Annotated in this window: 15 protein-coding genes; 9 read left to right on the forward strand and 6 right to left on the reverse strand. The window is 51.8% G+C overall.

What is annotated here, in order from left to right; genetic code table 11:
• Positions 1-242: 242 nt before the first annotated feature.
• Genes fruB through fruA form a run of 3 tightly spaced genes read left to right on the forward strand, consistent with a single transcriptional unit; the run spans position 243 to position 4,016 of the window.
• Positions 243-1,373, forward strand: coding sequence for a fused PTS fructose transporter subunit IIA/HPr protein (gene fruB / locus HV229_RS08650; protein ID WP_181547280.1), 1,131 nt, complete (start codon positions 243-245; stop codon positions 1,371-1,373).
• Entirely contained in the window at positions 1,373-2,311 is a 939-nt protein-coding gene (fruK, locus tag HV229_RS08655) for a 1-phosphofructokinase (RefSeq protein ID WP_003834544.1), read from the forward strand. The genes fruB and fruK overlap by 1 nt, the downstream gene beginning before the upstream one ends.
• Positions 2,312-2,327: 16 nt before the next feature.
• Complete coding sequence (gene fruA / locus HV229_RS08660) at positions 2,328-4,016, forward strand: PTS fructose transporter subunit IIBC (protein ID WP_016153736.1); 1,689 nt, start codon at positions 2,328-2,330, stop codon at positions 4,014-4,016.
• A gap of 78 nt (positions 4,017-4,094) precedes the next feature.
• Here fruA and HV229_RS08665 read toward each other — a convergent pair whose 3' ends face one another.
• Entirely contained in the window at positions 4,095-5,393 is a 1,299-nt protein-coding gene (locus HV229_RS08665; protein WP_181547282.1) for an anaerobic C4-dicarboxylate transporter, read from the reverse strand.
• 76 nt (positions 5,394-5,469) lie between these two features.
• A complete protein-coding gene (locus HV229_RS08670; RefSeq protein WP_049281984.1) occupies positions 5,470-6,189 on the reverse strand; it encodes an amino acid racemase in 720 nt (239 codons plus the stop codon).
• A gap of 353 nt (positions 6,190-6,542) precedes the next feature.
• Between HV229_RS08670 and hypT the strand changes: the two genes are divergently transcribed.
• From hypT to HV229_RS08690, 4 genes are all read left to right on the forward strand, one after another.
• Positions 6,543-7,454, forward strand: a complete 912-nt coding sequence (gene hypT / locus HV229_RS08675; RefSeq protein ID WP_181547284.1) for a hypochlorite stress DNA-binding transcriptional regulator HypT — start codon at positions 6,543-6,545, stop codon at positions 7,452-7,454.
• A gap of 303 nt (positions 7,455-7,757) precedes the next feature.
• Positions 7,758-8,699 (forward strand): pseudouridine kinase, encoded by a 942-nt coding sequence (locus HV229_RS08680; protein ID WP_181547286.1) that lies wholly within the window; start codon positions 7,758-7,760, stop codon positions 8,697-8,699.
• A complete protein-coding gene (locus tag HV229_RS08685; RefSeq protein WP_019077232.1) occupies positions 8,687-9,622 on the forward strand; it encodes a pseudouridine-5'-phosphate glycosidase in 936 nt (311 codons plus the stop codon). Before HV229_RS08680 ends, HV229_RS08685 begins: the two co-directional genes overlap by 13 nt.
• 96 nt (positions 9,623-9,718) lie before the next feature.
• Positions 9,719-10,969, forward strand: a complete 1,251-nt coding sequence (locus tag HV229_RS08690; protein ID WP_016153729.1) for a NupC/NupG family nucleoside CNT transporter — start codon at positions 9,719-9,721, stop codon at positions 10,967-10,969.
• 43 nt (positions 10,970-11,012) lie between these two features.
• Here HV229_RS08690 and HV229_RS08695 read toward each other — a convergent pair whose 3' ends face one another.
• From HV229_RS08695 to HV229_RS08705, 3 genes are all read right to left on the reverse strand, one after another.
• Positions 11,013-12,101: a sugar kinase gene (locus HV229_RS08695; protein WP_047359177.1), complete on the reverse strand. Its 1,089-nt coding sequence runs from the start codon at positions 12,099-12,101 to the stop codon at positions 11,013-11,015.
• A gap of 2 nt (positions 12,102-12,103) precedes the next feature.
• The gene (nfo, locus tag HV229_RS08700; protein WP_053388823.1) at positions 12,104-12,961 is read right to left on the reverse strand and encodes a deoxyribonuclease IV; all 858 of its coding nucleotides are present in this window, start codon (positions 12,959-12,961) and stop codon (positions 12,104-12,106) included.
• Positions 12,962-13,032: 71 nt separating this feature from the next.
• Complete coding sequence (locus HV229_RS08705) at positions 13,033-14,082, reverse strand: YeiH family protein (protein ID WP_016153726.1); 1,050 nt, start codon at positions 14,080-14,082, stop codon at positions 13,033-13,035.
• 244 nt (positions 14,083-14,326) lie between these two features.
• On the opposite strand from HV229_RS08705, the gene yieE reads away from it, so the two are divergent.
• Positions 14,327-15,199, forward strand: a complete 873-nt coding sequence (gene yieE, locus HV229_RS08710) for a DNA-binding transcriptional regulator YeiE (protein ID WP_016153725.1) — start codon at positions 14,327-14,329, stop codon at positions 15,197-15,199.
• A gap of 203 nt (positions 15,200-15,402) precedes the next feature.
• Entirely contained in the window at positions 15,403-16,872 is a 1,470-nt protein-coding gene (lysP, locus tag HV229_RS08715) for a lysine-specific permease (RefSeq protein WP_016153724.1), read from the forward strand.
• Between the two features lie 65 nt (positions 16,873-16,937).
• Here lysP and HV229_RS08720 read toward each other — a convergent pair whose 3' ends face one another.
• Positions 16,938-18,923: a ligand-gated channel protein gene (locus tag HV229_RS08720; protein WP_016156980.1), complete on the reverse strand. Its 1,986-nt coding sequence runs from the start codon at positions 18,921-18,923 to the stop codon at positions 16,938-16,940.
• Positions 18,924-19,031: the final 108 nt, after the last annotated feature.

Here is a 19,031-nt window from a genome sequence, read left to right on the forward strand (position 1 = left end):
ACGCTGCTGAATCTGACAGGCTGACGCCGTTTTTGCGTCAGCAATTTTTTCTCCTCCGCGGAGAAAATGTGCGTTATCTCTAAATTCAGCAAGTAATTTGTCAACTTTACTTGTGTGCTGAAGAAAAAAGAGCAAGACTTCTTGAAACGTTTCAGCGTCATCTTGCCATAACTGATGGAGTCAGGTGACGCCTTTTTTCTCATGTTAGCTGAATCGTTTCAAATCAGCGGGAGAGGAGAACCATGTTCCAGTTATCTGTTCAGGATATTCACCCGGGCGAACAGGCCGGGAATAAAGAAGAGGCTATTCGCCTGGTTGCCGCTGCCTTAGTGCTGGCAGGTAACGTAGCGGAAGGCTACGTCGATGGCATGCTGGCGCGTGAACAACAGACGTCCACGTTCCTCGGCAACGGTATTGCTATTCCTCACGGTACGACGGACACGCGCGATCGGGTGCTGAAAACCGGCGTGCAGGTGTTTCAGTTTCCGCAGGGTGTGATCTGGGGTGAAGGGCAGGTTGCTTATGTGGCAATCGGCATCGCCGCCAGCTCTGATGAGCACCTCGGTTTACTGCGTCAGCTGACGCACGTGCTGAGCGATGACTCCGTCGCTGAACAGCTGAAATCTGCGACCACGGCGGAAGAGTTGCGCGCGTTGCTGATGGGGGAAAAGCAAAGCGAACAGCTGAAGCTTGATAACGAAACGCTGTCGCTGGACGTCGTTGCCAACTCGCTGGTCACGCTGCAGGCTCTCAACGCCGCACGGCTGAAAGAGGTCGGCGCGGTTGACGCCACCTTTGTGGCCAGAGCCATTAATGAGCAACCGATGAATCTCGGTCAGGGGATCTGGCTGAATGACTGTGCTGAAGGCAATGTGCGCAGCGCCGTTGCGGTCAGCCGCGCAGCAACAGCGTTCGATGTACAAGGTGAAGCGGCAGCCCTGCTGGTGACCGTCGCCATGAATGACGAACAACCGGTTGCGGTGCTGAAGCGCCTTGGCGATCTGCTGCTGAATAATAAAGCTGACCGTTTGTTGAAAGCCGATGCGGCAACGGTGCTGGCGCTGCTGACCAGCGATGATGCCTTAACTGATGATGTACTGAGCGCCGAATTTATTGTGCGCAATGAGCATGGTTTACACGCCCGCCCGGGCACCATGCTGGTGAATACGATTAAACAATTTAACAGTGAAATTACCGTGACAAATCTTGATGGAACCGGCAAGCCGGCGAATGGACGCAGTCTGATGAAAGTTGTGGCATTAGGCGTGAAGAAAGGACATCACCTGCGCTTTACCGCTCAGGGTGAAGATGCTGAACAGGCGCTGAAAGAGATTGGCGAAGCCATCGCGGCGGGTCTTGGGGAGGGCGCGTAATGAGCAGACGTGTTGCTACTATCACCCTTAACCCAGCCTACGATCTGGTAGGTTTCTGCCCGGAAATTGAACGCGGTGAAGTGAACCTGGTTAAAACGACCGGTCTGCACGCGGCAGGTAAAGGGATTAACGTCGCTAAGGTTTTGAAAGATTTAGGTATCGATGTAACGGTGGGCGGTTTCCTCGGTAAAGACAACCAGGATGGTTTTCAGCAGTTGTTCAGCGAGCTGGGTATCGCCAACCGTTTTCAGGTTGTACAGGGGCGTACCCGTATCAACGTCAAGCTGACCGAAAAAGACGGCGAAGTGTCCGATTTCAATTTCTCCGGCTTTGAAGTCACCCCGGCTGACTGGGAACGCTTTGTGAATGACTCGCTGAGCTGGCTGGGCCAGTTCGACATGGTGTGCGTCAGCGGCAGTTTGCCGACCGGCGTTAGCCCGGAAGCATTCACCGACTGGATGACGCGCCTGCGCAGTCAGTGTCCTTGCATTATCTTTGATAGTAGTCGTGAAGCACTGGTCGCCGGTCTGAAAGCGGCACCATGGCTGGTGAAACCAAACCGTCGTGAACTGGAAATCTGGGCAGGCCGTAAGCTGCCAGAAATGAAAGATGTGATTGAAGCTGCACATGCGTTGCGCGAGCAGGGTATTGCTCACGTGGTGATTTCACTTGGCGCGGAAGGTGCGCTGTGGGTTAACGCTTCGGGTGAGTGGATTGCTAAACCGCCGTCAGTCGAGGTGGTAAGCACCGTAGGCGCGGGTGATTCAATGGTTGGCGGCCTGATTTACGGCCTGCTGATGCGTGAATCCAGTGAACACACCCTGCGTCTGGCAACCGCTGTTGCCGCCCTGGCGGTAAGCCAAAGCAATGTGGGCATTACCGATCGTCCTCAGTTGGCCGCAATGATGGCGCGTGTCGACTTAAAACCGTTTAACTGACAGCAGGAGAGGCATAATGAAAACGCTGCTGATTATTGACGCTAATCTCGGCCAGGCTCGCGCTTATATGGCGAAAACCCTGCTTGGAGCGGCGGCGCAGAAAGCACATCTGGAAATTATTGATAATCCTAATGATGCCGAACTGGCAATTGTTCTGGGCGACACGCTTCCTGCCGACAGTTCGCTGAACGGCAAAAAAGTCTGGCTGGGCGATATTGGTCGTGCGGTTGCGCATCCTGAACTTTTCCTCAGTGAAGCGAAAGGCCACGCAAAACCTTATAGCGCTCCGGTTGCGACAGCGTCCGTGGCCAGTAGTGGTCCAAAACGCGTGGTGGCGGTGACGGCTTGTCCAACTGGCGTAGCCCATACGTTTATGGCCGCTGAAGCTATTGAAACGGAAGCGAAAAAACGTGGCTGGTGGGTGAAGGTTGAAACCCGTGGTTCTGTTGGCGCAGGCAATGCCATTACGCCGGAAGAGGTGGCTCAGGCGGATCTGGTGATTGTGGCGGCTGACATTGAAGTTGATCTGGCGAAGTTTGCCGGAAAACCAATGTACCGTACTTCTACTGGCCTTGCGCTGAAGAAAACGAAGCAGGAACTGGACAAAGCGCTGGAAGAAGCAACGCCGTACCAGCCAGCCGGCAAAGCGCAGTCTGCAACCACTGAAGGTAAGAAAGAGAGCGCTGGCGCGTATCGTCACCTGCTGACGGGCGTATCCTACATGCTGCCGATGGTGGTTGCTGGCGGTCTGTGTATTGCACTCTCATTCGCTTTTGGTATCGAAGCGTTCAAGGAGCAGGGTACGCTGGCGGCGGCGCTGATGCAGATTGGCGGTGGTTCAGCTTTCGCGCTGATGGTGCCGGTTCTGGCGGGCTACATCGCGTTTTCCATCGCTGACCGTCCGGGTCTGACGCCTGGTCTTATCGGCGGTATGCTGGCGGTGAGCACCGGTTCCGGCTTTATTGGCGGGATTATTGCCGGTTTCCTTGCCGGTTATGTGGCGAAGCTCATCAGCACGAAGCTGAAACTCCCGCAGAGTATGGAAGCGCTGAAACCGATCCTGATCATTCCGCTGCTTTCAAGCCTGGTGGTTGGTCTGGCCATGATCTACCTGATCGGTAAACCAGTGGCGGGCATTCTGGAAGGTCTGACCCACTGGCTGCAAACCATGGGAACCGCGAACGCGGTGCTGCTTGGAGCGATTCTTGGCGGCATGATGTGTACCGATATGGGCGGTCCGGTTAACAAAGCGGCGTATGCTTTCGGTGTGGGCCTGCTTAGTACGCAAACCTATGCGCCGATGGCGGCGATTATGGCGGCGGGTATGGTGCCTCCGCTGGCCCTGGGGCTGGCAACGCTGGTGGCGCGTCGTAAGTTCGACAAAGCGCAGCAGGAAGGCGGTAAAGCTGCGCTGGTATTGGGCTTGTGCTTTATTACCGAAGGGGCTATCCCATTCGCTGCCCGTGACCCGATGCGCGTTCTGCCTTGCTGTATCGTTGGCGGCGCGATTACCGGGGCTATCTCGATGGCGGTGGGGGCTAAGCTGATGGCGCCGCACGGCGGTCTGTTCGTGCTGTTAATCCCTGGCGCAATCACTCCGGTGGTTGGATACCTGCTGGCCATTATTGCCGGTACGCTGGTAGCCGGTCTCTCCTACGCGGTGCTGAAACGCCCGGAAGCAGAGGTTGTGGCAAAGGCGGCCTGATTTAACGCTGACATCCGGGGCAGAGATTTCTCTGCCCCTTTTTTTATCCATTAAATCTGCCCGGTAGTGTTAACCGGTTCAGGCAATCATTGGCGCGATGATAAAACCAAAGGCAACGCCAGCAATGATCCCGCCAAGCCCTGGCAACATAAACGGATGGTTTAAGACATACTTACCCACGCGCGTTGTCCCGGTGGTGTCGAACTCCATTGCCGCCAGCGAAGTCGGATAAGTTGGCAGAACAAACACGCCGGTCACTGCGACATAGGAAGCCAGAATGGCCCATGTGGGTACGCCGAGCGCGACGGCAAGAGGGATAATCAGCGGCGTGGTGGCTCCCTGCGAATAGAGAAGCGCGCAGGTACCAAACAGCACCAGCGCCAACAGCATCGGATAAGCCCGTAGGATATCGCCCGCGATATCCTTTATCTCCGTTAAGTGGGCATCAATGAAAGTTGTGCCCAGCGTAACAATCCCCAGAATAACTGCCAACGAACTCATACCCGCGCGAAACGTGGATGTCAGGACAATCGCGTCTGTTGATGTTTTGCATAGCACCACCATCAGACACGCGGCAGCTAGCATGCAGATAATGATAATATCCCGGGTATTCATTGGGTTGCCTTCATCGAATCCAGGGCGCAATTGAGGGCATGCGGCAAGAATAACGATGACCACCGTTGCCAGCATAAACAGGGCCACTGACAGTCTGGCACCTGGCGTTGTGCTGTTTTGCCCTGTATATTTACGCACCAGTCCTTTTTGCAGGCGTTCCAGATAGACTTCATCATCCTGTAGCTCACATCCCTGACGTGAGGCGATAAAAGCGGCGACCATCGCGGCGACAAATGAGGCAGGCAGACATACCGCCATGACCTGAATAAAGCTGATACCGTTGCCTTCCATAATAGTCAGCATAGCGGCCATTGCGGCACTGATCGGCGAACCGGATATCGCCACCTGAGAAGCGACTACGGAGCCTGCGAGCGTACGGGAAGGGCGAATACCTGACTCTTTGGCAACTTCGGCAATCACCGGCAGAGTAGAAAAGACGATGAACCCTGTTCCCGCCATAATCGTCATCGACCAGGTGATAATCGGCGCAATAATATTGATATATTTAGGGTTACGGCGCATAAAATTACCGGCAATGCGAACCAGATAATCCATGCCTCCGGCGGCCTGTAGCGCCGATGCCGCCACCACCACCGTCATAATAATAAGAATAACGTCAACGGGTGGTGAACCAATTTGCAGCCCAAATCCCAGGGTTAAAATAGCCAGCCCCAGCCCGCCACATAAACCAATACCAATTCCGCCAAGGCGGATACCGAAAAATATTGCGCCCAACACTACGATAATTTCTAGCCAAATCATAATGGCCTCCGCCAGAGAGTAATTTGTAATTAAAATGGATTTTTATTTAATGCAACAATTAAACAGGTATGGACATTCATTGTGCCAAAAGGTGATTTTTACCAACGCGTTTCTCGTACCATTTAATACCGGCACGAACCAACGAACCGGTTGAATCAATATATTTTTCAGGTGACTTTTTGACGGCTTCAGCAAGAATGACAGGAACTTCAGTACATCCGAGCACGATGACTTGTGCCCCGCGTGAGAAGAGTGCTTCAGCCTGTTCATTCATCAGCGTTTGTGCCCGCTTAGCATCACCAGCTTTTAAGCAATAGATGCTTTCCATCACTTTTTCCTGACTGGATGAGTCAGGGCTGATGCAGGTTAACCCAAGAGATTCTATGCCTTTTTGATAGAGGCCCATGTATAAAGTGGCGTTGGTGGCGAGTAATCCGATTTGCGATTTCCCGCAGTTTTTAACCTCATTGATGGTCGTTTCAACGATACTGAGCAGCTCTGTATGGCAGCACGCTTTTAATTCATTAAACCAAAAGTGGGCGGTGTTACAGGGGATCACAATACACTCGGCACCAGCATCTTCGAGTTTATGCATATAATCGCGCATTGCCGGAAGTGGGGAATGACCATGATGCATTAACGCGTCGGTTCGGTCTGGAATGTCAGGAATAGATGAAATAATTAAGGGGATATGTTCCTGGTCACGTTGCGCAGCGGTAAAAGTGACGAATTTATTAAACAGATCGACCGTTGCAGCAGGTCCCATACCACCAAGCACGCCAATTAAACCTTTCACGATATATACCTCAATTCACCGATGATTAATATTCAGAGCTGGGTTGTGTCTGCTGATAATGTTTAACAGCAGTGAGACGTGAGGAGAAATGCAATAATGTATGGTTCAATGCAAAAACCGCATGACTGTGGTTTATTGTGTAACCTCAGCAGGCCGGTATTCGGCCAGAGGCTCCGCGTTACACGGCGGACAAGCGGTCGTAACCGATAGGGAGAGAAGTATGTTAATGTTAAAAATGAAGCCTTGATGCAAAAAACGAATCACCAGGCGCTAATGATGAATGTCATCTCCGGAACTATTCAGGCATGATGCTTTAAGGCTAATAGGCATATTTAAATATCCGCGTGATAAGCATGAAAAATATTGAGACAAAATGGTTATATGACTTTCTGACGTTGGAGGCATGCCGTCATTTTTCCCAGGCGGCTGAGGAGCGCAACATATCCCAACCGGCATTTAGCCGGCGGATCAAGGCGCTCGAATCAGCCGTGGGTGTGCTGCTTTTTGATCGCACAACGAGCCCACTGCAACTCACGGAGGAGGGCAAGCTATTTCATTCGCAAACCCGTAGTTTGTTGCAACAGCTGGAATGTAATCTGGATGAGCTAAGCGGCCACAATTTACTGGGTGTACCCAATATCAAAATAGCGGCGGCACATTCTCTGTCGCTGACGATGTTGCCCAGATTGGTGCACTCAATGGCGGCCTGGGGTGAGGAGTTTGTCTATCATGTTGAAGCTATTGATGTTGTTCAGGCGGTGAATACTCTGCGCGAGGGGAAAAGCGATTTTATTATCTCCTTTCGGGATGAAGATTTAATGCAGTCACCTTTCTGCGGCTTGAAGGTTTTTGAGTCTGAACTGTACCCCGTGTGTGCAGTTGATGCGCAGGGTAAGGCGTTGTTTGATATCTACCAGTCGCAGGCGCCGATTCTGAACTATACCAGCACATCCTACATGGGAAGATTGGTAAACCGTCATCTGGCGGAAGTAGGCGGCATTTCAGCCCGAACGCTGTTTATGTCTTCGATGAGTGAGTTATTAAAAAATATGGCATTGGATGGGCATGGTATCGCCTGGCTGCCGGCGTGGACAATCGTAAACAAACTGCGCGAAAAGCGGCTGGTTTGTCTGCAGACGCCGGAACTGATGGTGCCTATTCAGGCTTATATTTACCGAATGGATACCCGGTTGAATAAAACGGCTGAGCACTTCTGGCGGATTTTGTACAACCATATGCCAGAGGACCTTGTTTCGCTCAGTTGATACGAACCGGATCGTCTGGCGCATCTGAAAAATCTCCGGTTATGCCGGAGTTAAACTCTTTAGACTGCTTGAATTGTGTACTACCTCTCATTTTCTCTTTCCTTTACAGACTGTATCTATAAAAAATTGTGATTCTGTTCATATCTATTGAGTTTAGATCTTGAATATGGATTTACTTTGTCAAAAACACGCTTACTATGAACATGTGTTTAATAGTGAACATGTGCTCTAATAACCTGATGTGTGGCGTTGGTTATTTTTAACGAACTCATTTGTGGCAAGTTAATTGCCAGGGGACGTGCTATGCGTGAAAAGGAATACATAGTAACTATTGGCTCGGCCAATATGGATGTTGCTGGGTATTCGCATGCTTCTCTAAATTATGCGGATTCGAATCCAGGAAAGATAAAATTCACCCCCGGCGGAGTTGGACGTAACATTGCACATAATCTCGCGCTGCTGGGGAAAAATTCATGGTTACTGACTGCGGTTGGTAATGATTTTTATGGACAATCGTTATTGGCGCAAACCAATCAATCCGGAGTTCATGTTGATAAGTGTCTTATCGTTCCCGGAGAGAATACGTCCAGTTATTTATCATTGCTTGATAACACCGGTGAAATGTTGGTTGCCATTAATGATATGAGCATTACCGAACATATTTCAGCAGATTTTTTATCACAGCATCATGATTTTATTCGGCAGGCGAAAGTCATCGTCGCCGATTGCAATATCAGCGAAGATGCCCTGGCATGGGTGCTGGAAAATGCCGGAGAGGTTCCGGTGTTTGTTGACCCGGTATCGGCATGGAAATGCGTCAAAATTCGCGAGCGGCTTGGACAAATTCACACTCTTAAACCCAACCGGCTTGAAGCCGAAACGCTAAGCGGTATTGCGCTTTCCGGGCGTGATGACGTGGGTAAAGTCGCCGCCTGGTTTCATGATCGCGGCTTAAATAGGCTGGTGCTCAGCATGGGCGGTGACGGTGTTTATTACAGTGATATTGCGGGGAGTAGTGGTTGGTCACTGCCGATTAAAACTCACGTCATTAATGTTACCGGGGCTGGCGATGCAATGATGGCTGGACTGGCGTCCTGCTGGGTAGACGGCATGCCCTTTATTGATTCGGTTCGATTTGCGCAGGGTTGTTCATCAATGGCGTTAGCCTGTGAATATACCAATAACCCTGATTTGTCTGTTGCGAATGTAAGCTCATTAGTGGAGAACACAGAATGTCTGAATTAACTCTTTCCTCTGAATTATTACAAATATCTCCAGAAGTACAGGAAGCATTAAACAGTAAGAAGCCGATTGTTGCACTTGAATCAACTATTATTTCTCATGGTATGCCATTTCCGCAGAATGCCCAGACAGCGATTGAAGTAGAAGAAACTATTCGTAAACACGGTGCGGTTCCTGCGACCATTGCCATTATTGGCGGAATAATGAAAGTTGGTTTAAGCAAAGATGAAATTGAGCTGCTTGGGCGAGAAGGTCATAGCGTTACGAAAGTAAGTCGTCGTGATTTGCCGTTTGTGGTCGCGGCAGGAAAAAATGGTGCAACGACTGTTGCCTCAACCATGATTATTGCCGCCCTGGCGGGAATTAAAGTATTTGCGACAGGGGGAATAGGTGGAGTTCATCGTGGTGCTGAACATACCTTTGATATTTCCGCGGATCTGCAAGAACTGGCGCATACCAATGTCACGGTAATTTGTGCCGGGGCGAAATCTATTCTTGATCTCGGCTTAACTACTGAATATTTAGAAACCTTTGGTGTGCCGTTAATTGGGTATCAAACCAACGCGTTGCCAGCATTTTTCTGCCGTACCAGTCCGTTTGAGGTCAGTATCCGTCTGGACAGTGCGAAAGAGATTGCCCGTGCCATGGCGGTGAAATGGCAAACGGGTCTCGACGGCGGTCTGGTTGTTGCGAACCCCATCCCAGAGCAGTTTGCGATGGCCGAAGAGAAAATTAATGCGGCAATCGATCGGGCGGTAAAAGAAGCGGAAGATCAGGGCGTCGTGGGCAAAGAGAGTACGCCGTTCCTGTTAGCGCGGGTTGCAGAGCTGACCGGTGGTGACAGCCTGAAATCAAATATTCAGCTGGTGTTCAACAATGCGGTACTGGCCTGTGAAATTGCGAAGGAGTATCAGCGCCTCGTCTGACAGAGTATCCCGGGCAGAATGCGGTCGCCCGCGAATATCAAACCTACCAAAACCTGGCGATAACGCCGGGTTTCCTGGCATGAAGGGAATTTCATTATGGATATAATGAGAAGTGTTGTGGGTATGGTGGTATTACTGGCCATCGCGTTTCTGCTGTCAGTAAATAAAAAACGTATAAGTCTGCGCACGGTCGGGGCTGCACTGGTACTGCAAATCGCAATCGGCGGCATTATGCTGTATTTCCCACCGGGAAAATGGCTGGTTGAACAGGCTGCGCTCGGTGTCCACAAGGTGATGTCATACAGTGACGCGGGAAGCGCATTTATCTTTGGCTCTCTGGTAGGGCCAAAAATGGATGTGCTGTTTGACGGAGCCGGGTTTATCTTCGCTTTTCGGGTGCTACCGGCCATCATTTTTGTGACCGCACTGATCAGTCTTCTCTACTACATTGGCGTGATGGGGCTGTTGATCCGCATCCTCGGCGGTATTTTCCAGAAAGCGCTGAACATCAGTAAGATCGAGTCATTTGTCGCCGTAACGACGATTTTCCTCGGTCAAAACGAGATCCCGGCGATCGTGAAGCCGTTTATTGACCGACTGAATCGCAATGAGCTGTTTACCGCTATTTGTAGTGGGATGGCCTCGATTGCTGGCTCAATGATGATTGGTTACGCCGGAATGGGCGTTCCGATTGACTATTTGCTGGCGGCATCGTTGATGGCAATTCCTGGCGGTATTTTGTTCGCGCGTATGCTGAGTCCGGCAACTGAAGAATCTCGCGTCACCTTTGAGAACCTGTCATTTACTGAAACGCCACCGAAAAGCATCATCGAAGCAGCGGCGAGCGGAGCGATGACCGGGCTGAAAATTGCTGCTGGCGTGGCGACGGTCGTAATGGCATTTGTCGCCATTATCGCGCTGATTAACGGCATTATTGGCGGAATTGGTGGGTGGTTTGGCTTTGGTCACGCCACTCTGGAAGGGATCTTTGGCTATGCGCTAGCCCCGCTGGCGTGGATTATGGGTGTGGACTGGGGCGATGCGACGCTGGCAGGCAGCCTGATCGGACAGAAGCTGGCGATTAATGAGTTTGTCGCTTATCTCAACTTCTCGCCGTATCTGCAAGCGGGTGGAACGCTGGATGTGAAGACCATTGCGATTATCTCGTTTGCGCTGTGCGGTTTCGCTAACTTTGGTTCGATTGGCGTTGTCGTCGGGGCATTTTCGGCGATAGCGCCACAGCGTGCCCCGGAAATCGCGCAGCTTGGCATGCGCGCGCTGGCAGCAGCAACGCTGTCAAACCTGATGAGCGCCACTATAGCCGGTTTCTTTATCGGGCTGGCATAGCGACAATAATGCCGGATACGCGTAGCGCCATCCGGCATTACATTTAAGCAGTTTGCAGCAAATACAAGGCGTTATCTGCTGAGAGGGTTGGGTTGTTGATGCTGACGCTGGCTCGCGATAATGCCGCGCAGGCCATGGCAAAGTGAGCGCTTTCACGAAATTCACTACCTTCCAGAAAGCTGTAAAGCAATCCCGCCATAAAAGCATCGTCGGCGCCAAAACTGTCTACAACCGTATGCTCAGGAGGCGTCAGTAAAAACTGTTCTCCGTCCTTTTCGCTGCAAAAAACGGATTCATCTTCCAGGCAAACAAAGATTCGTTTTACCCCTTGCTGATGGAGACTATTAACGGCCAGTACGCGATCGGCATCTGAATGAATAGGTTGACCCCACAAAATCGCCAGCTCTTTCTGCGTTGGTTTTAGCGTATGAATACGCGTAAACCAGGTCTTCATTTTTGCCGCTTTGAACTCTGAAACGGTGTCAATGAATACCGGAATATCATCAGCAATAGTAAAGACCCACTCAATGGCTTCGGCAGTCAGATTGCAATCTGCCAGTACGACACCGGAATGGCGGATCAAATCTCGCGAACTGTTCAGTAACTGCGGCGTCAGTTGTTGCAGGATATGGGTATCGTTAATTGCCAGTACGGTCTCTTCCTGCTGATTAGCGATCGACAGGTAAGTTGAGGTGTTATGTCCATGCAGGCGTATGCAACTGGAAACGTTAACACCGGCCTGACGCGTTTGTTCCAGCAATGTTTCGCCATAGAAATCACTGCCAACAGCGGAAATTAAGTGGACGTCACGGCCCAGCAGCGCCAGGTTGTGGGCGATGTTGCGTCCCACGCCGCCTGCCGAGCAGTGAATGTTACCAGGGTTAGAGGCAGCCTGAGGATAGTGGATGTCAGCAACACCACGAATATCCATATTGATCGCCCCGACAACCACGCAATAATCCTGTTCGGTAAGGATATAACCTTTACCTTTAATCATGCCTTTACGCATCAAATCCATAATATGCGCAGCAACGCGTGAACGGCTGATCTGCAAAATATCGGCGATTTCATTCTGCTGAATCAACGGATTGCGACGCAGGATCTTAAGGATCTGCTTTTCCCTGTCGTTCATGATTATGCCACCGCTTTTTCTGTTTGCTGGGCTTTCAGCCAGGCAATCTCTTCTGCCCAGATATCCGGATTAATCGTTTCGAGCACCAGCGGAATGCCGTCAAAACGATTGTCCTGCATGATCCAACGGAAGGCTTCGTGGCCAATATTGCCTTCACCTAAGCTGTGGTGACGGTCAACGCGACTGCCAAATGCGCTCTTGGCGTCGTTCAGGTGCATACCGCGTAGGTACCTGAAGCCGACAATACGCTCAAATTCCGCAAACGTCTTTTCGCATTCCTCGACGGAGCGCAAATCGTAACCGGCCGCGAAGGCATGGCAGGTATCAATACAGACGCCGACGCGGGACTTATCTTCGACGCCGTCGATAATTGCGGCAAGGTGCTCAAACTTAAATCCAAGGTTGCTGCCTTGTCCGGCGGTATTTTCGATAACTGCCGTAACGCCCTGGGTCTGAGCAAGGGCGATGTTGATGGATTCGGCAATGCGCGCCAGACACTCATCTTCCGGGATCTGCATCAAATGGCTGCCCGGGTGAAAGTTCAGCAAGGATAAGCCCAGCAGTTCACAGCGCTGCATTTCATCTATAAACGCATCACGTGATTTTTCCAGCGCATCGCTAACCGGATGGCCGAGGTTAATCAGGTAACTGTCGTGAGGCAGGATCTGGGCGGCAGTATAATGATACTTCTCGCAGGCAGATTTAAAATCATCAATGATTTCGGTGGTCAGCGGCGCGGCACGCCACTGGCGCTGATTTTTGGTGAACAGGGCGAATGCGGTCGCTTCGATTTCTGCGGCTCGAATAGCGGCGTTAGCCAGACCGCCAGCGGCGCTTACGTGCGCTCCGATATATTTCATAAATTTAACCCGCCATACTCAAATACAAAAAGGGAGAGTATAGCGGGTTAATAGAGGTGAGTCGTGATCGTTTATGCCATCAGCGCGTGGATAGCGACGTTAATCGCACCGCCACCCACAATCAGCCAGACAAACAGCAGCAGGGCCATCAGTAACGGTTTGGCACCAGCTTTTTTCAGCGCGCTAACGTGCGTGGTCAACCCCAGGGCCGCCATCGCCATTGCCAGCAAAATGGTGTCCAGCGTTACCAGCATGTTCACTACTGACTGTGGCAGCAGGTGGAACGAGTTAAAAATTGCGACCACAATGAACAGGATGGCAAACCATGGAATGGTTATTTTGCTCTTCTCACCGCCCGTGGCCGGAGACAGTTGTTTAACGCGTGCGGCCAGGAGGATAAGGAACGGTGCCAGCATCATGACGCGCAGCATTTTGGCAATAACCGCGGCGTTTTCCGCATCCGGGCTAATGGCGTGCCCGGCAGCCACAACCTGTGCAACTTCATGCATGGTGGAGCCAATGTAAATGCCGTAGGTTTCTGGGCTAAACCAGTGTGAAAGCAACGGATACATCGCCGGATACAGGAAGATAGCGATAGTACCGAAGATAACCACGGTGGCGACAGCGACGGTCACTTTACTGGCTTCTGCTTTCACCACTGGTTCGGTTGCCAGCACGGCGGCGGCACCACAAATGCTGCTACCCGCGCCAATCAGCCAGCTGGTGTGACGGTCCAGACCAAATACTTTCTGCCCCAGGAAACAGGCAATCATAAAGGTACTGCTTAGCGTTAACACATCAATCACGATACCGCTGACGCCGACGTCAGCAATTTGCGCGAAGGTGAGGCGGAAACCGTAGAGGATAATCCCCAGACGTAATAAATGTTGTTTCGCGAACAGCACGCCGCCGTCACAGCTTTTCCAGATGTGCGGATAGACGGTGTTGCCGAGAATCATCCCCAATAAGATGGCTAAGGTGAGGGCGCTGAACCCGGCACCTGCGACGGCGGGAATGGATCCTCCCCATAAGGCGACCCCAGTGATAACTGCACTCAGGGCAAGCCCCGGAATAAAATGCCACGCTGTACGACGATGAGTCTGTAAGGTGAGTTCTGTCATATCCTTCTCCTTTATCTGGGTAAAAGAGTAAGGCGAAGTGGTTTAAAAATAAAATTGATTATATATTTATAATTAATCTATATAAGTGGTATACCCGTCATACTTCAAGTTGCATGTGCGTTGGCTGCGCTCGTTCACCCCAGTCACGTACTTAAGTACGCTCCGGGGGATGCTCTCTCTTGCCGCCTTCCTGCAACTCGAATTATTTAGGGTATAAGTAACGGCTATCCGGTGGAAAACGACTATGCATATCACCCTGCGACAACTTGAAGTGTTTGCTGAGGTACTAAAAAGCGGCTCAACGACCCAGGCATCTGTCATGCTGGCATTGTCGCAGTCGGCGGTGAGTGCGGCACTTACCGATCTGGAAGGGCAACTTGGCGTGCAACTGTTTGACCGTGTTGGCAAACGGCTGGTGGTTAACGAACACGGACGCTTGCTTTATCCGCGCGCGCTGGCGTTACTTGAGCAAACGACCGAAATCGAACAGCTTTTTCGCAAAGATAATGGCGCCATTCGGGTCTATGCCAGTAGCACCATCGGTAATTATATTCTGCCCGCCATGATCGCCCGTTATCGCCAGGACTTCCCCGATTTGCCGCTGGAACTTAGCGTGGGCAACAGCCAGGACGTGATCAATGCGGTGCTGGATTTTCGGGTAGACATCGGGCTGATTGAAGGGCCGTGTCACAGTACGGAAATCATCTCTGAACCGTGGCTGGAGGACGAACTGGTGGTGTTTGCCGCACCGTCGTCACCGCTCACAAAGGGGCCCGTTACGCTGGAACAGCTGGCTGCTTCGCCGTGGATCCTGCGTGAGCGAGGATCGGGGACGCGTGAACTGGTGGATTACCTGCTGTTGTCTCATCTGCCAAGATTTCAGATGGCGATGGAGTTGGGGAACTCCGAGGCCATTAAGCATGCGGTGCGCCATGGTCTCGGGATCAGCTGTTTGTCGCGTCGGGTCATTGCGGAGCAGTTACAGGCAGGGACGCTGAGCGAAGTTACCGTGCCACTACCGCGTTTAGTGCGCACTCTCTGGCGCGTTCATCACCGGCAAAAACATATCTCCAATGCCATTACGCGTTTTTTATATTACAGCGACCAGGTTGAGTAGGGCGAATAGCGCGCTAACTCTCGTCAGGTCACCCTATCCATAATGGCTGTTACGTCTTAACCGCCTTGTGCTGCTCATTTTCTGCTTTACTTATAATCCGCGGCCAGTCATGAAGGTCTCTTATAACAGCGCATTTGTGCCGGAAGAATGCCATTTCGTCTGCTACAATCGCGCCTCATTTTTTGGATGGATAGCATTTTCACATGGTTTCCGAAACTAAAACCACAGAAGCGCCCACGCTACGTCGTGAACTGAAGGCGCGTCACCTGACGATGATTGCCATTGGAGGCTCCATCGGTACAGGTCTTTTCGTTGCATCTGGTGCAACTATTTCTGCGGCGGGTCCTGGCGGCGCGTTGTTCTCTTATATCCTGATCGGTCTGATGGTGTACTTCCTGATGACCAGCCTCGGTGAACTGGCTGCCTATATGCCGGTTTCCGGCTCGTTCTCCACTTACGGTCAAAACTACGTAGAAGAAGGCTTTGGTTTCGCGCTGGGCTGGAACTACTGGTACAACTGGGCGGTAACGATTGCCGTTGACCTGGTGGCCGCACAGTTGGTGATGAGCTGGTGGTTCCCGGACACGCCGGGCTGGATCTGGAGCGCACTGTTCCTCGGCGTTATCTTCCTGCTGAACTACATTTCCGTTCGCGGATTTGGTGAAGCGGAATACTGGTTCTCGCTGATCAAAGTCACCACTGTAATTATCTTCATCGTGGTTGGCGTGATGATGATTTTCGGTATCTTCAAAGGTACTCAGCCGGTGGGCTGGAGCAACTGGACGACCGGTGATGCACCGTTTGCCGGGGGTTTTGCCGCTATGATTGGCGTGGCGATGATCGTCGGCTTCTCCTTCCAGGGAACTGAGCTGATCGGTATCGCGGCAGGCGAATCTGAAGATCCTGAAAAGAACATTCCACGTGCGGTGCGTCAGGTGTTCTGGCGAATCCTGCTGTTCTATGTGTTCGCGATTTTGATTATCAGCCTGATTATCCCGTACACCGATCCGAGCCTGCTGCGCAACGATGTGAAAGACATCAGCGTTAGCCCGTTCACGTTGGTATTCCAGCATGCGGGTCTGCTGTCAGCCGCAGCAGTAATGAACGCGGTTATCCTGACGGCGGTACTGTCAGCGGGTAACTCCGGGATGTATGCCTCCACGCGTATGCTTTACACCCTGGCATGCGACGGTAAAGCGCCGCGTATTTTCGGCAAACTGTCTCGTGGCGGCGTACCGCGTAACGCGCTGTATGCGACGACCGTGGTGGCGGGGCTGTGTTTCCTGACCTCGATGTTTGGTAACCAGACCGTGTACCTCTGGCTGCTGAACACCTCCGGGATGACGGGCTTTATCGCCTGGCTGGGGATCGCTATTAGCCACTATCGTTTCCGTCGCGGTTATGTGTTGCAGGGTCACGATGTTAAGGATCTGCCGTACCGTTCTGGCTTCTTCCCGCTGGGTCCGATCTTCGCCTTTGTGCTGTGCCTGATTATCACTCTGGGCCAGAACTACGAAGCGTTCCTGAAAGATAGCATTGACTGGGGCGGCGTGATGGCAACCTATATCGGTATCCCGCTGTTCCTGATTATCTGGTTTGGCTATAAGCTGGCGAAAGGAACTCATTTTGTTCGCTACAGCGAAATGAAATTCCCGGATCGCGTGAAGAAATAACAGTATAAAAAGCATAACAAAAACCCCGGCATGATGAGTGCCGGGGTTTTTTTATTGCGCCAGACTTAGAAGCTGTAAGTCAGGCCAACCGTGTAACGACGACCATCGAGAACAGTGTCGTAGGTATCGTAATCGATTTGCTTATCCAGCACGTTATACACGCCAGCGGTCATCAGCAGATCTTTGTTAGCATAGTAGCGCAAACCAACATCGACCTGAGTATAGGATGGGGTGCCCTGCGCCATGGAGGTACGGCTCAGGTATTCAGACGTTTTCCCGCGCAGATTCAGACGGCTCCAGAAACCGAGATCCTGCGTGGCCTGCCAGTCCAGCGTGGTGTTGAACATATGCTTTGGCATTTTGTTCAATGGCTGACCGGAGAACTGACCGCTTTTCTGTTCAGATTCCGTGTAAGTGTAGTTCGCCGTCCAGTTGATGTCGGAAGTCATCTTCCAGCCGAAAGTGGATTCTACGCCGCGCATATTGGCTTTATCGACGTTAACGCGATCGCTGACGAAGTCATAGTGGGTATTGCCGATGGTACAGGCCGGATCGGAGCTGCTGTTACAGCGGCGCACTTCGGTGATTTTGTCTTTGAAGTCAGTATTGAACAGCGTGACGCCCGCGTTGAGATCGTTGCCGTTATCCCACAGTAAACCGATCTCTTCGCTGAGGCTTTTCTCCGGCTTCAGGTCCGGGTTGCCGACAATGATTCCGTTCAGTCTACCGCCGCCGGTGACCTGTCCCCAACTGGCAGACGACTGGCGCAGATCCGGTGCGCGATAGCCCGCTGAAACGCCGCCTTTTAAGGTCCATTGATCGCTCAGATGCCATACGCCATAACCGCGCGGCGTCCAGTTGTCGCCGTAGTTTTCATCTTTATCCATACGCAGACCGCCAGTCAGCGTGAAGGTATCGGTAACGGCCCACTCATCTTCAGCAAACAGCGCCCAGCTCCAGCGGGTCAGTTTGTTCAGTCCATCAGCAGCTTGCAGCTGGTTGCCGTTATCACTCAGTTTTTCATAACGGTATTGCCCGCCCAACGTCAGGGTGTGCGCCCCAAGGAAGACCTGGTTCTGGTTATTGAAAATCGTGTTGTAGGACTTCATCTGGCGACCTGGGTTTTCGGTCTCTTCCTGCTGGACATAGCTGGTGGAGTTGAAGTCGTCGTAATAACCGCTGTGGGTTAGTGAATACGTTGTGTGCACATACTTGTTTTCGCTTTTACTGTTGGGCTTGCAGCTTCCGTTGCGGCAGCTTTCCTCGGCCATGGATTTGCCTGGCGTACTGTCGCGATCCTGCAGTTCACGTGCGTAATCGAAGTCGATGTCATTTTTATCATCTGGCGTAAAGTTCAGGGTTAAGCCCCCGTTACGCATACGCTGTTCATTGTAGCCATTGAGGATTTTGTCCTCTGCCCGATGAGAGAATAATCCGGTCACTTTTGCGCCGAGTAATCCGTCAATCAGTGGCCCAGACGCATAGGCGTTGGTCTGATAAATATCGCCGGAGTCTCTGTCTTCCTGGAAAGTGGCATCGCCGTGCAGAGAGCCGGTCCAGGCTTTGGTATTCGACACTTTCTTGGTGATGACGTTAATGACGCCGCCCATCGCATCGGAGCCGTACAGAGATGACATTGGGCCACGGATTACCTCGATACGCTCGATGGATTCCAGTGGCGGCAGCCAACCTTGCTCAATACCTGAGTTGTCGCTGTTAGGACGTGTGCCGCGTGTGCTGATGCGTTTACCGTTGACCAGGAAGAGCGTGTATTGCGAAGCCATACCACGAATACTGATATCGCTGCTGCTACCCCCGCCGGTGACGACGACGCCAGGGACATCTTTTAGCGCATCGGTAACATCGCGATAGGCTTTGTCCTCAATCTGCTGCTTGGTAATAACAGATATCGAAGCGGGAGCGTCCTGAATTTTCTGTTCGAAGCCGGTGGCGGTAACCACCACGGTGTCTTGTTCAGCGGCATGCCCGAGTGATGGGAGACTGGCGACGCATACTGCGGCAGCTACAGCCTTAACGTGAGGTATAGTCATTTGTATCATTCCATTTAAATGAATTTACCCGGCATACTTCAAGTTGCAGATGCGTGGCTACGCGCGTTCATACAACTCGAATTATTTAGGGTAACGATCAGCGCGTCA

Origin of the sequence: Citrobacter sp. RHBSTW-00524 (assembly GCF_013747755.1) — a bacterium.
GTDB classification, from domain to species: Bacteria; Pseudomonadota; Gammaproteobacteria; order Enterobacterales; family Enterobacteriaceae; genus Citrobacter; species Citrobacter braakii.

What these genes read in the sequence shown, in the direction of transcription:
- fruB (WP_181547280.1), top strand. Translation starts at nt 243, where the DNA reads ATGTTCCAGTTATCTGTTCAGGATATTCACCCGGGCGAACAGGCCGGG.
- fruK (WP_003834544.1), top strand. Translation starts at nt 1,373, where the DNA reads ATGAGCAGACGTGTTGCTACTATCACCCTTAACCCAGCCTACGATCTG.
- fruA (WP_016153736.1), top strand. Translation starts at nt 2,328, where the DNA reads ATGAAAACGCTGCTGATTATTGACGCTAATCTCGGCCAGGCTCGCGCT.
- HV229_RS08665 (WP_181547282.1), bottom strand. Translation starts at nt 5,393, where the DNA reads ATGATTTGGCTAGAAATTATCGTAGTGTTGGGCGCAATATTTTTCGGT.
- hypT (WP_181547284.1), top strand. Translation starts at nt 6,543, where the DNA reads ATGAAAAATATTGAGACAAAATGGTTATATGACTTTCTGACGTTGGAG.
- HV229_RS08680 (WP_181547286.1), top strand. Translation starts at nt 7,758, where the DNA reads ATGCGTGAAAAGGAATACATAGTAACTATTGGCTCGGCCAATATGGAT.
- HV229_RS08685 (WP_019077232.1), top strand. Translation starts at nt 8,687, where the DNA reads ATGTCTGAATTAACTCTTTCCTCTGAATTATTACAAATATCTCCAGAA.
- HV229_RS08690 (WP_016153729.1), top strand. Translation starts at nt 9,719, where the DNA reads ATGGATATAATGAGAAGTGTTGTGGGTATGGTGGTATTACTGGCCATC.
- HV229_RS08695 (WP_047359177.1), bottom strand. Translation starts at nt 12,101, where the DNA reads ATGAACGACAGGGAAAAGCAGATCCTTAAGATCCTGCGTCGCAATCCG.
- nfo (WP_053388823.1), bottom strand. Translation starts at nt 12,961, where the DNA reads ATGAAATATATCGGAGCGCACGTAAGCGCCGCTGGCGGTCTGGCTAAC.
- HV229_RS08705 (WP_016153726.1), bottom strand. Translation starts at nt 14,082, where the DNA reads ATGACAGAACTCACCTTACAGACTCATCGTCGTACAGCGTGGCATTTT.
- yieE (WP_016153725.1), top strand. Translation starts at nt 14,327, where the DNA reads ATGCATATCACCCTGCGACAACTTGAAGTGTTTGCTGAGGTACTAAAA.
- lysP (WP_016153724.1), top strand. Translation starts at nt 15,403, where the DNA reads ATGGTTTCCGAAACTAAAACCACAGAAGCGCCCACGCTACGTCGTGAA.
- HV229_RS08720 (WP_016156980.1), bottom strand. Translation starts at nt 18,923, where the DNA reads ATGACTATACCTCACGTTAAGGCTGTAGCTGCCGCAGTATGCGTCGCC.